General features: G+C 65.9%; 10 protein-coding genes. 6 read left to right on the forward strand and 4 right to left on the reverse strand.

What is annotated here, in order from left to right:
• Positions 1–19: 19 nt before the first annotated feature.
• Complete coding sequence (locus QFZ54_RS03080; protein ID WP_307089238.1) at positions 20–2302, reverse strand: ATP-dependent helicase; 2283 nt, start codon at positions 2300–2302, stop codon at positions 20–22.
• A 110-nt stretch (positions 2303–2412) separates the two neighbouring features.
• Here QFZ54_RS03080 and QFZ54_RS03085 point away from each other — a divergent pair, with 110 nt between their 5' ends.
• From QFZ54_RS03085 to QFZ54_RS03100, 4 genes are all read left to right on the forward strand, one after another.
• Positions 2413–2808 carry a GFA family protein gene (locus QFZ54_RS03085; protein ID WP_307084299.1) on the forward strand — a complete coding sequence of 132 codons (396 nt, stop codon included), beginning with the start codon at positions 2413–2415 and terminating at the stop codon, positions 2806–2808.
• Positions 2809–3008: 200 nt separating this feature from the next.
• Positions 3009–3338, forward strand: a complete 330-nt coding sequence (locus QFZ54_RS03090; protein ID WP_307084301.1) for a UrcA family protein — start codon at positions 3009–3011, stop codon at positions 3336–3338.
• A 189-nt stretch (positions 3339–3527) separates the two neighbouring features.
• Positions 3528–5168 (forward strand): inorganic phosphate transporter, encoded by a 1641-nt coding sequence (locus tag QFZ54_RS03095; RefSeq protein WP_307089240.1) that lies wholly within the window; start codon positions 3528–3530, stop codon positions 5166–5168.
• Positions 5169–5387: 219 nt separating this feature from the next.
• Positions 5388–6242 (forward strand): hypothetical protein, encoded by an 855-nt coding sequence (locus tag QFZ54_RS03100; protein WP_307084303.1) that lies wholly within the window; start codon positions 5388–5390, stop codon positions 6240–6242.
• On the opposite strand, the gene QFZ54_RS03105 is transcribed toward QFZ54_RS03100, so the two are convergent.
• On the reverse strand, positions 6158–7426 hold the full coding sequence (locus QFZ54_RS03105) for a glycosyltransferase family 4 protein (protein WP_307084305.1): 1269 nt from the start codon (positions 7424–7426) through the stop codon (positions 6158–6160). The genes QFZ54_RS03100 and QFZ54_RS03105 overlap by 85 nt on opposite strands.
• A gap of 177 nt (positions 7427–7603) precedes the next feature.
• Between QFZ54_RS03105 and QFZ54_RS03110 the strand changes: the two genes are divergently transcribed.
• Together QFZ54_RS03110 and QFZ54_RS03115 are read left to right on the forward strand one after the other, a co-directional pair.
• Complete coding sequence (locus tag QFZ54_RS03110) at positions 7604–9646, forward strand: HAD-IIB family hydrolase (RefSeq protein WP_307084307.1); 2043 nt, start codon at positions 7604–7606, stop codon at positions 9644–9646.
• Complete coding sequence (locus tag QFZ54_RS03115) at positions 9643–10500, forward strand: glycosyltransferase family 2 protein (protein ID WP_307084309.1); 858 nt, start codon at positions 9643–9645, stop codon at positions 10498–10500. The genes QFZ54_RS03110 and QFZ54_RS03115 overlap by 4 nt, the downstream gene beginning before the upstream one ends.
• Before the next feature lie 28 nt (positions 10501–10528).
• Here the strand turns inward: QFZ54_RS03115 and QFZ54_RS03120 are convergent, their stop codons facing one another.
• Complete coding sequence (locus QFZ54_RS03120; protein ID WP_307084311.1) at positions 10529–11629, reverse strand: glycosyltransferase; 1101 nt, start codon at positions 11627–11629, stop codon at positions 10529–10531.
• Positions 11626–12369: a hypothetical protein gene (locus tag QFZ54_RS03125; RefSeq protein WP_307084313.1), complete on the reverse strand. Its 744-nt coding sequence runs from the start codon at positions 12367–12369 to the stop codon at positions 11626–11628. Before QFZ54_RS03125 ends, QFZ54_RS03120 begins: the two co-directional genes overlap by 4 nt.
• Between the last annotated feature and the right edge of the window lie 153 nt (positions 12370–12522).

The raw sequence follows: 12522 nt of genomic DNA on the forward strand, positions 1-12522 counted from the left end.
TGCCTTTCGTTGCTACCGGTTAAGGCGTGAGCGTCACGAAGCTGTCCATGACGCGCTTGCGGCCCGACTGTTCGAAATCGATCTCCAGCTTGTTGCCTTCGATCTCTGCAATCAGGCCGTAGCCGAACTTCTGGTGGAAGACGCGCATGCCCAGCGACAGGTCGTCGCGGCCCTTGTTGCCGAGGCTGATCGCGCTCGACCGGCTTTCGACGACGCGAGCGGGCTTGGCCGAGAATGTGCTGCCCGTGCCTGCCGCGCGCTGCCAGCCTGGGCCTCGACCGGTGCCGCGTGCGACATCCGCGAAGGGATCGGCGCGGTCGGACCAGTTGGCTTGCCAGAGGCTTGCGCCTCCCGACATCGTGGTTTCCGTATCGATATGCTCGGCAGGGAGTTCGGCGACGAAGCGTGACGGGATCGACGAGTTCCACTGGCCGTAGATGCGGCGGTTGGCGGCGTGGATGATGACCGCGAGCCGGCGTGCGCGCGTGATCGCGACATAGGCGAGGCGGCGTTCTTCCTCGAGGCTCTTTACGCCGCCTTCATCCAGCGAGCGCTGTGATGGGAACAGGCCTTCCTCCCAGCCGACGAGGAAGACCGTGTCGTATTCGAGCCCCTTGGCGGCGTGGATGGTCATGATCGTGACCTGCGGATCCTGCGCGCCGCCTTCGTTGTCCATCACGAGGCTGACGTGTTCGAGGAATGCGCCGAGCGAGTCGTACTCCTCCATCGCGCGGACGAGTTCGCTGAGGTTCTCAAGACGGCCGGTGGCTTCGACCGATTTCTCGGCCTGGTACATCGCTGTGTACCCACTCTCGTCGAGCAATTGTCGCGCGAGTTCGGCGTGCGGCAGGCTGGTCGCCATGTCGCGCCAGCGGGCGATGTCGCCGACTAGCCGGCCAAGCGACTTCTTCGCTGCCCCGGTCAGTTCGTCGGTATCGAGGATGCGCGCGGCAGCGGTGGTCAGCGGTGTGCCGGTGGCGCGCGCGAGCTGGTGGATGCGCGCGACCGCCTTGTCGCCGAGGCCGCGCTTGGGGACGTTGACGATGCGTTCGAAGGCGAGGTCGTCGGCGGGCTGGTTGACCACGCGGAGGTACGCCAGCGCGTCGCGGATCTCCGCGCGTTCGTAGAAGCGGAAACCGCCGACGATCTTGTACGGCATGCCGATCGCGATGAAGCGGTCCTCGAACTCGCGCGTCTGGTGCTGCGCGCGGACCAGGATCGCGACTTCGTCCAGCGATTTGCCCGAGCGGCGGACGATGTCGATCTCTTCGCCGACGCGGCGTGCTTCCTCAGGGCCGTCCCAGACGCCGATGACCTTGACCTTCTCGCCGACGTCGCGCTCGGTCCAGAGTTGCTTGCCGAGCCGTCCGCCATTGTTCGCGATCACGCCCGAGGCGGCGCCGAGAATGTGCGGCGTGCTGCGGTAATTCTGTTCGAGGCGGATGACCTTGGCGCCGGGAAAATCGCGCTCGAACTTCAGGATGTTTTCGACCTGCGCGCCGCGCCACGAATAGATCGACTGGTCGTCGTCGCCGACGCAGGCGATGTTCTTGCGCTCCTGCGCGAGCAGCCGCAGCCAGAGATATTGCGACGAATTGGTGTCCTGATACTCGTCGACCATGATGTATTTGAAGCGCTGCTGATACTGCACGAGCACGTCGCGGTGCGTCTTCAGGATGACGAGCATGTGGAGCAGCAGGTCGCCGAAATCGCACGCGTTGAGCGCGATCAGACGCGTCTGATATTGCTGGTACAGCTCACCGCCGCGGCCATTGGCATAGCGCTCGGACTCGCCCGCATCGATGTCGGCGGGGACGAGGCCCTTGTTCTTCCACTGGTCGATCAGCCCGGCGAGGCTGCGTGTCGGGAAGCGCTTCTCGTCGATGTCGGCGGCGAGGATAAGTTGCTTCAGCAGACGCAACTGGTCGTCGGTATCGAGGATCGTGAAGTTCGATTGCAGCCCGACGAGTTCGGCGTGGCGGCGCAGCATCTTCGCGGCGATCGCGTGGAACGTGCCGAGCCACGGCATGCCCTCGACCGCATCGCCGACCAGACGGCCGACCCGCTCGCGCATCTCGCGCGCGGCCTTGTTGGTGAAGGTGACCGATAGAATCTCCGAGGGCCACGCCTTCCTGGTGAAGATCAGGTGCGCGAGGCGGGCGGTGAGCGCCGCGGTCTTGCCGGTACCCGCGCCGGCGATGATGAGGACGGGGCCGTCGGTGGTCAGCACCGCCTCGCGCTGCGGCGGATTGAGGCCGCGGAGATAGGGGGGCTCGGCTTGCGGCGCGGACGTTTGGGCGATCTGGTTCACCGGTGAACAGGTAGGGAACGGGGGGCGATGGGGCAAGCGAGTAACGCTTGCGCGGGGCGACGATGCGTGGAACAAGTGAGGAACATTGCAGGGGGACGGACATGCTGGCGGGACGATGTCATTGCGGAGCGATCAGCTATGTCGCGGAAGGGGAACCCGAGCATTATGCGCTGTGCCATTGCAGCGATTGCCGTCGGAGTGCTGGGGCGCCGATGGTGGGCTGGGTCGCGTTCAAGACGGAACAGGTGACGATCTCCGGTGATCTGGTGACGTATGTATCGTCGACGAACGGCCGGCGGCAGTTCTGCGGACGGTGTGGAACGGGGCTTTTCTATACCAACGCGGACATGCTGCCGGGGATCATCGACGTGCAATCCTGCACGCTGGACGATCCCGAGGCGGTCGCGCCGGGCGCGCATATCCAGGTGGCCGATCGCTTAGCGTGGATGGTTGACGTGACCGCACTGCCGGCGTTCGAGCGGTATCCCGGTATGTGATCATACGTCTGAGATAGATTCCACGCGTCGTCGGACCGTTGCCGAACCGTCGCGCGAGCGTCATGAAGTGCGCCTAGGGGATGCGCAGCGACGAGGTTCGTCGTCGGAGATGCCACATCCAGAAAGGCGTCCCGACGCGCTGGCGCCGTCGCCCGCAGGCCGAGCCCTGCGGACCGCAGGACCATTTGAGGAACATCATCATGAAGCTTTTCATCAGCGTCGCTTCGGCGGCGATCGTCGGCGCGTGCCTGCTTTCGGCAGGTGCTTCGGCCAGTTCCGGGCGCGAGCCGGTGTCGGTACGCGTGTCGCGCGTCGGGCTCGACCTGACCAGCGACGCCGGGCGGACCGCGTTCCAGCGCCGGCTGCGATCGGCGATCGCCAGCGCCTGCCAGCCACGTAGCGGGGGGCTCGACGCGCTCGCCGATGCGCAGCGGTGCTGCAAGGAAATGACCGTGGATGCGGACGTGAAGATCGCGGTGTTGTTTGGGCGTAGTGGGACGCAGATCGCGAGCATCGGTACGGCTCGGTGAACCAGCGCGCGGCGAACTGATCTTTCGGCGGAGTCGCTCCGACAATCCTCCCCCGCAAGGGGGAGGATCGTTAGGGGAGGCGTCCCAAATCAGGGCGAACCACTGCCTGATTTATATCTGTCATAAGATTGTCATCGTAAGGGCCGACTGCACATTCCCATGGCAACCTCCACATTTGCACCCGGCGCGATGACGGCTGATTCGGCCGCTACGGCGCCAGCGCTGCACACCGGTCCCAAGCTCGATCATTCGCTGCATCCGTCGGGGCGGTGGATCTTCCTTGCCGTCCTGATCGGCGGGCTGGCCTATGCCGGGTTCAGCATCGCGTTCGACACCGCACAGGTCGGCGAAAGCCTGGCGGGCGGAGCGTTCGCGTTCCTTGCGCTGGCGTTGCTGATCGCGCTCGGGTTCGAGTTCGTGAACGGGTTCCATGATACTGCCAATGCGGTCGCCACCGTCATCTACACGCACTCGATGCCCGCGCCGTTCGCGGTCGTATGGTCGGGGTTCTTCAACTTCCTCGGCGTGATGCTGTCGTCGGGCGCGGTGGCGTATTCGATCGTCACGCTGTTGCCGGTCGACCTGATCCTGAACGTCGGCAGTGTTGGCGGGTTCGCGATGATCTTCGCGCTGCTGCTCGCGGCGATCCTGTGGAACCTCGCGACCTGGGCGGTCGGGCTGCCCAACTCGTCGAGCCATGCGCTGATCGGCTCGATCCTCGGCGTCGGCCTCGCCAACCAGCTCATCAATGGCGGCGGGGCCGATGGGACGTCGGGCGTCGATATGGTGCAGGTGTGGAAAGTGCTCTCCGCGCTCGCGTTCAGCCCGGTCGTCGGGTTCGTCGGCGCGCTGCTGATGCTGCTCGTGATGAAGCGGTTCCTGCGCGACAAGAAACTGTACGAGGCGCCCGAGGGCCAGACGCCGCCGCCGCGCGGCATCCGGGCGCTGCTGATCGGTACCTGCACCGCGGTCAGCTTCGCGCATGGCAGCAACGACGGGCAGAAGGGCATGGGGCTGATCATGCTCATCCTGATCGGCTGCGCGCCGACCGCCTATGCGCTGAACCGGACGATGCCCGAAAGCGCGATGCCGGCGTTCGTGCAGACGGCGCAATCCGCGTCGGCGGCGTATCGCGCGCATGCCGATGGTGCACCTGCCGATGTCGGTACGGCGCGCGCGCAGGTCACGCAGGCGCTAAAGACCAAGCACGTCGCCGACCCGGTCATCTATGGCGCGTTGGCGGCGTTGTCGGACGACGTGTCGAGCCGGATCGAGGGCTATGGCTCGCTCGGCAAGGTGCCCGCGGCGGCGACGCCGAACCTGCGCAACGACATGTACCTCGTGCTCGATACGACCAAGCTGATCGCCGAGGACAAGTCCGCGCAGAGCCGCTTTACCGCGCAGGAGATCACGACGCTCAAGAGCTACAATAGCGGGCTCGAACAGGGCACGCGGTACATCCCGACCTGGGTGAAGGTCACCGTCGCGTTGGCGCTGGGGCTGGGGACGATGGTCGGGTGGAAGCGGATCGTCGTCACCGTGGGCGAGCGGATCGGCAAGACGCACCTGACCTACGGGATGGGCGCGTCGGCCGAGCTGGTCGCGGCCGCGACGATCCTGCTGGCGGTCAAATACGGCATGCCGGTGTCGACCACGCACATCCTGTCTTCTGGTGTGGCGGGCGCGAGTGTTGCCAACGGGGCTGGGTTGCAGCGTCGTACCGTGATGAACATGGCGCTGGCGTGGGTGATGACGTTGCCGGTGGCGATGTTGCTGTCGGGTGGGTTGTATTGGTTGCTGCTGACGCTGGCGCATTCGCTGGGGTATTGAGCGGCTCCCCGTCATCCAGACGAAAGTCAGGATGACGGGGGTAGGTTGGTACAGGCCGGGTGCGCGGTGCCCGATGCCGGCACGGGGTATGGGAACCGGTTCCTTGCGTTGCGGGTTGCCGGGACCATGCGATTGCGATGCTCGATATGCGGAAACTGGGATTGGCTCGCACGCGACGGCTGGTTCGAGTGTAGCCACTGCCGCCTGCTGGTCCGCGATGTGAGCGAGGTTGGCGCGGTGGCGGAGGACATCATCGCGCGGCTCGAACGCGGCATCGTCGATCTGGAGCGCGAGCCCGCCGAGCGCTGGATGCTCGACCCGGCAGGGTTACGCAATGCGGCATGGCGGTTCGGGTTCGAGGTCGAACCGATCGAAACGACGCACGATGACGTCCGCTTTCCCCCGGATTACCGGCCCGCTCGCGCGCGTTCGATCGCAGCGACGCCGGTACCGCATGCGATCGGCCTTGGCATCATGGCGCGGCCTGCCGACATGAGCGACATCCTGGAGATCGCGACCGATTACCGCCATGCGTTTACCCGGATCGTGGTGCTGCTCGACGGTACTGCAGACCACGCACGCGAGCTCGCCGAGCGGGTGCCGTGGATCGAAGTCCAGAGCCACCCACTCGACGGAGATTTTGCGCGCCAGCGCAACCGGTTGCAGGACATGATGCAGACGCAATGGGTGCTGCAGATCGATACCGACGAGCGACCGGACGCGGCACTGCTGGGTGCGCTGGGCTGGCTGGTCGCGGCGGCGGATCGCGACGGGCTGCGTTCGCTGGGGTTGCCGCGAAGAAACCTCGTCGATGGGGTACAGTCGGCATCGTATCCCGACATCCAGTACCGCCTCAATTGCAGCAACATCCGATTTGCCGGACGCGTGCATGAACGGCCCGTTGTGCCGTTCGTCGAGAGTTCGCTCGCGCTGGCCGGTGCGCTCGAACACCGGCTCGACGGCGAGCGGGTGCGCGAGCGAACGCGGATCTACGAGGCGATGTCGACGGGCGCGGGCAGGCCGGAGGACGAGGCGTTGCTGCTAGCCCCCTTCGATTCCGTCGCGGTGCGATAGACAGCGATCGTCTGCGCCGCGAGCGTATCGCGCGTGAACATGCCCGATGCCTTGCGGCTGGCCGCGGCATAGTGCGCGCGTAACGCCGGGTCCTCGATCAAGCGCTGGATCTGGGTCGCGAGATCGTCCCCGGTGCAGTGTTTGGCGAGCAGCCCTGCACCACTTTCCCCGATGAACAGCCGCGCGCTCGGGTCCTCGGCGCAGGCAACGACCGGGCGGCCGAACATCATCGCCTCCTGATAGACGAGCCCGAAGCTTTCATAGCGCGACGGTGCGACGATCACGTGCGCGGCCTCCATCAGATCGTGGAGCAGCGGTTCGTCGACACGGTGGTGGCAGCGCAGTCGCGCGCGGGCGGTCGTGGGCAATGCCTTCAGGTCGTCCGCATGCACACCGACGATCGTCAGGCGGAAATCACGCATCCCGGCATCGGCACGACGCGCGAGGATCCGCAACGCCATGATCAACGCGTCGAAGCCCTTGCGATGTTCGTCGCGCCCGACGAACAGAAGCTCGATCGGTCGCCCCTCGATGCCTTCGTCCGGGTAGGTCGCCGCAGTTCCGCGCGCGACGATCTCGGGGGGCAGGCTGAGCCCGATAACCGCGTGTCGGCCGTCTGGGTTCGGCGCCATGACACCGTATAGCGCGGCGATCTTCTTGCCGTGGAGTTGGGTGTTGGAAATGAGCGCCTTGCTGAACCGCGCGGACAGTTGCTCGGCGAGCATCGCGGCGCGTCGATCGAACCGATCGCGAAGGCTGGTGACGTCGGCTGCGGAGGTTGCCGCCGGGGTCGAGTTGCGCGTTACGAGCGGGGCTGGGCCGGTCAGCGCGATCGCGAGACCGGGCGCGTACCAATTGGTCGCCTCGATCACGTCGAACGCCTCGCGACGATGTTCGCGCCGCACCGCGCGACGGAATGCGAGCGGAGCGACGGCATGGCCCACAGCCGCGATCTTGCGGAACCGTGCCGACAGCGAACCTTCGCGCAGACCGCAACCGATGACCGTCACGCGTCCATCCCGGCTGGCATCCCGGTTGGCGTCCCCGCTGGCATCCCGGCGATCCATCGTGAAGACGGTGACGTCGTGGCCGGCACCGGCCAGCGACTGCGCGATCTCACGCGCGGCACGGGTAAGGCCGCTCTTCTCGGGGGGGTAAGCCCATGTGAGCAGAGCGATCCTCACGCGGCGTCGATCTGCGCCGGACGCATCATGCTGATCTGCATCAATGGCGGGCTTTTAAGTATCATCCGCCCGGAACCCGGCAACCCTGCCGACGGTTCCTCGGATGAATCACAGATGAATGGGGGAAGGGTGTTCGTTCTACATATCGCGTTGCAGGGATGTTTACGCGCAACCGACGTGGAGTACGGAATTACCGCCGATACCGGGGGGCATATCCGGTATTTGCTCGATCTGGTCGCTGCCAGCGGGCGGAACCCGGCCATCGACCGGATGGAGATCGTCACCCGGGCCTTCCATCATGCAGCCTATGCCGAATGCTATGCCGAGCCGATCGAGACGATCGACGGCACTACGCGCATCGTACGCCTGCTCACGGCGTCCGATGCGTACCTGGCCAAGGAAGACCTGTGGACCGAGCATGACAGCTTGGTCGAGGCACTCGTCGCGCACATCGCCACGCTCGATCGCGCGCCCGACGTCATGCACGCGCATTATGCCGACGCTGGGCTGATCGCGGCGCGCGTCTCGGCACGTACCGGCATCCCCTATGTTTTCACCGCCCACTCGCTGGGTCGCGTGAAGCGCGCCGCGTTCGATCGCGACTGTGCCGAGACCGCCGGGCTCGATCGCCGCATTGCGATAGAGGAAGAGGCGATTGCCGGCGCGGCAGCGATTATCGCCTCGTCGCGCGACGAGGCCGAGGTCCAATATGCCGATTACGTTGCCTATGATCCCGGCCGGATCCGCGTGTTCGCTCCCGGTAGCGACCTGAAGCAGTTTGCGAACTGTCGCAGTGATCCGCGGGTCGATGCGCTCATCAACCGGTTCCTCGACGATCCTGCCAAGCCGGTGATCCTCGCCATCGCGCGGCCGGTGACGAAGAAGAACCTCGCGGCGCTCGTCCACGCATATGGTCGATCGCCGGCGTTGCAGGCCGCGGCCAATCTCGTGATCCTCGCCGGGACGCGCGACGACATTGCGACTTTGGAGCCCGAGATCCGCGACAATATCGCCGAGCTGCTCCAATTGATCGACCGCTACGACTTGTACGGCAAGGTGGCCTATCCGAAGCAGCACCGGCCCGACGACATCGCTGCGGTCTACGCGCATGCCCGCGTCCGGGGGGGCGTGTTCGTCAACCCGGCATTGAACGAACCGTTCGGACTGACGTTGCTAGAAGCCGCCGCAAGCGGCCTGCCGGTTGTCGCAACCGATAGTGGCGGGCCGAACGACATCGTCGAGACCTGCGGCAACGGTATCCTCGTCGATCCGCGCTCGCCGACCGCGATCATCGATGCGATCGTCAAGATCCTCGACGATCCGGCGCTCTGGTCGCGCTATTCCGCGGCGGGGTCGGTCGCGATACGCGCGTATGACTGGGATCGTCACGTGCAACTCTATGCCGGGTTGCTCGAAGAGGTCGTCGGCGCATCGGTACCGTCGATCGCCGATCGCGATCCCGCGCTGCTTCTCGTGTCGGACATCGACGGAACGTTGATCGGTTGCGCACAAGGCGTCGGCGACTTTGCCGCGTGGCACGAGGCACAGACCGACGTCGCATTCGCGATCGCGACCGGGCGCAGTTTCCACAGTGCGATGGCGGTGCTCGGACAGCATGACGCGCCGCGTCCCGAGATCCTGATCACATCGGTCGGTTCGGAAATCTATTACCGGACGGTGCGCGGGGCGGTGTACGACCGCGATACCGAGTGGGACGGCATCATCGCCGCGGGCTGGGACCGCGAGGCGGTTGCTGCGCTGATCGGGCAATATGCCGGACTGACGCCGCAAAGCCCGCTCGAGCAACGTCGGTTCAAGCTCAGCTATTTTGCGGACGGCGACATGGCCGCCGCGGAACGCGTTCGCGCGCTACTGGCCGAACATGGCCATAGCTGCTCGATCATCCAGAGCCATGGGCGTTACCTCGACGTCCTGCCGCACGCCGCGTCGAAGGGCACCGCGGTCGAGCACGTCCGCCGCCGGCTGGGGCTCGAACCGCGCCAGGTGATCGTCGCGGGCGACAGTGGCAACGATATCGAGATGCTGCGATCGTCGCGGCACGCGATCATCGTCGGCAATTATTCCGATGGCCTGGCCGCGCGCGCGGACCTTGCGCATGGCTATGTCGCGGTTGGTCATCACGCGCGCGGTGTGATCGAGGGGGTGGCGTATTTCCGCGCCGCCGCTGGGCATGGCGAACGGATCAAGCTGGCATCGTGAGCATCAGCGTCCTGACGCTGGTCCGCGGTCGGCGCGCGCACCTCGTCAACCTCATCGCCGGCCTGAACGCATCGACGCGCAAGCCCGACGAACTGGTCGTGGCCTATATGCAGGACGCGCCGCACGTCGACCTGCCGGCGACCGATTTTCCGGTGCGCGCAGTGTTCGTCGCGGGCGACGAGATGCCGTTGGCCGCGGCGCGCAACCGCGCGGCAACGGCGGCCGTCGGTGAGCAGCTGATCTTTCTCGACGTCGATTGCGTACCGTCGCCGACACTGGTCGATCGGTATGCCGAAACCGCCGGATCGCCGGGTGGGATCAGGCTCGGCGAAGTGCTGTATCTGCCGGCCGAGGCATTGGAGGGCGGGATCGATTTCGCCTTGCTGGACCGGATCGGCGTGCGTCACCCCGCCAAGCCACCGATCGCGACCGACGAAATCCGGCCGACACCAAGCCATGGCGAGCTTTGGGGCCTGTCGTTTGCGATCTCGGCGGCGGACTGGATGCGGGCAGGGGGGATGGACGAGCGCTATGTCGGTTACGGCGGCGAGGAGACCGACTTTGCCGCACGGCTGGAGAAGGCTGGTGTGCCGATGTGGTGGGTCGGCGGTGCGCGGGCGTATCACCAGCATCATGTCGTCCATACGCCCGCCTATCAACATTTCGATGCGATCGTCCGCAACGCGCGACTGTTCCGTGCGACATGGGGGCGGGGGTGCATGGATTACTGGCTGGGGCATTTCGACGAGCGCGGTCTGATCGCGTGGGATGCGGACACGATTACCGTGCTGCGGGGGCCGACCGCGGAAGAGGTTGCTGCGTCGAGGATGCCGCCGGAGATTTTGTTCAGCTGAGATGCGGCTCAACGCCAGGACGGGGTTTCTACCCCGCGGCCCAGAGCGAAACCGCCAGCCCTTCCAAATAGTCCGCGGCGACCTTGGCGGCATCGGCGTCGTACAGGTCGGCGAGAGCGGTCGGATCGAGTGCCTTTGCAGCGTCGAGAATACCGCGCCACGGCGCCAGTGCCCCGGGCCATGACGGGAGTGCAATCGCCGCGCCCAGTTCCGCCAGCCGCTCCGCCTTGCGGGTCTGCTCGCCGAAATAGCGCCATTCGGGGGCGCAGACGTAAGGCCGACCGACGCGTGCGATCTCGTGCACGGTGTTGTCACCCGCCGATGCGATGACGACATCGGCGGCGGCGATGTGGTCGGTGACGCCGGGGACCCAGCCGAGTTCGACGAGATTGCCGAAATCGGTTTCATGCCCCTCGCGGTGGACCGGCCCGAGCACCAGCCACAGGGCGTCCGGCACTGCGCGCGCCGCCATCGTCAGCGGTGCGTAAGGAGTCCCTGCGCCGCCGCCGCCGGTAAGCACGACGATGATTTCCTTGGTTGGATCGAGGCCGAGTTTCGCGCGTGCCTCGGCCTTGGTCGGAACGGGGTCGACGGTGGTGCAAAGACCGCCTGCGTAACACGTGTTGGCGCGCACCCAGTCGGGGGTGTCGGCCTGTTCGAGCGCTTCGCCGAACGGCGCCAGCAAGCCGACGCTCGCCTGGTACGCGCCCAAATGACCGGGATCGAGGCGGTCGCCGTGCATGCGAATGCTGATCGCGGGTACGCTCGCGATCCGGGCGAGCAATGCGATCTCCGCCGAGACGTCGACCACGAATAGCGCCGGGTCGACGTCGTCGAGGTGATCGACGATCGTCCGCATCGTCGCCCGGGTCTTCGCGACGCCGAGCGGAACGCAGTGCATCACCTCGGGCGTGGCCTGCGCGAACAGGCCCGGAGTAGGCACCGGCGCGCCGATCATGTCGGGCAGCGCGGCGATCGTGATCGGCCGCTCGAACCCGTCGAACAGCGACGGCTTGGCGGTCAGGATCGTTACCGCGCGATCGGCCGGCAGTTCGCGGATGATCGCCATCGCGCGATTGGCATGCCCGCGGCCCTGATGATGGATGAAGAACGTGATCGGCTGGCTCATGCCGAACGCTCTACCGGAGCGACGCTCGAAGGCGAATGATATCGACCGGCGTAGTCGGCGCTGAGCCCGAACGCCGCCTCGACCTCGGGATCGAGCCACGCGGTGATATGCTCGGCATCGGCTGGCGCGAGTTCGGGGTACGACGTGGGTACGTACGGCGCGTAACCTTGCCCCTTGTAGCTGGTGATGGGGACGAAGGTGTCGCGGTAGGCGATGCCGGTCACCGTGCCGAGCGCGGTGAGGAACGCGGCGGGATCGCGCGTGAAGGCATCGTAGCCGAGCAACGCCACGTTGTGCGCGCGATCGGTCAGGGACGACCAATGCCGCAGCTTCGCGGTACGCTTTGCGATGCAATTGGCGAAACGTTCGCCGGTCTCGGGATCGCGCTCGTGCAGCATCTCGTCGCCCTGCATCGGATGGCCCGGCTCGATATGGCCGAAATGGTCGTCCCAATAGCTGTGCCAGCGGCTGCGAATGAAGGCGTCGAACGGTTGCGCCTTGAGGTCGGGATGTGCGTGCCAGGGCTGGCGGTGCAGGCTGCGGGCCCAGTCATACGCATCGCGCGCCACGACGAGCACCAGCGTATCCTTCACGAACAGCGTCTGCGGCGGCACGAACCAGTGCTTGAACCCGAACGCCTCGGTGATCTCGGCACCCGGCATGTTTGCCTCGATCGTTCGCGTGACGATGTTGGTGCCGCTGCACCGCTGTCCATAGATCTGGATGCGGGTGATCGGCACGTCTCCGCGCTTTATAATCCGGAGGCCGGGTAAAGGCTGACGCCAGTTCAACGGCTTGACGGGCGGTTTGGAAGCGAGCGACATAGCGGATTTCCGCTAGCGCCGACTGGGGCTTCGTACAACCATCTCACCGTCGTACGGCCTTTGTCATGC

Source organism: Sphingomonas faeni (assembly GCF_030817315.1).
Taxonomy (GTDB): domain Bacteria; phylum Pseudomonadota; class Alphaproteobacteria; order Sphingomonadales; family Sphingomonadaceae; genus Sphingomonas; species Sphingomonas faeni_C.

Coding starts and splice junctions, on each gene's coding strand:
- QFZ54_RS03085 (WP_307084299.1), top strand. CDS start 2,413: ATGCTGGCGGGACGATGTCATTGCGGAGCGATCAGCTATGTCGCGGAA.
- QFZ54_RS03120 (WP_307084311.1), bottom strand. CDS start 11,629: ATGAGCCAGCCGATCACGTTCTTCATCCATCATCAGGGCCGCGGGCAT.
- QFZ54_RS03095 (WP_307089240.1), top strand. CDS start 3,528: ATGACGGCTGATTCGGCCGCTACGGCGCCAGCGCTGCACACCGGTCCC.
- QFZ54_RS03090 (WP_307084301.1), top strand. CDS start 3,009: ATGAAGCTTTTCATCAGCGTCGCTTCGGCGGCGATCGTCGGCGCGTGC.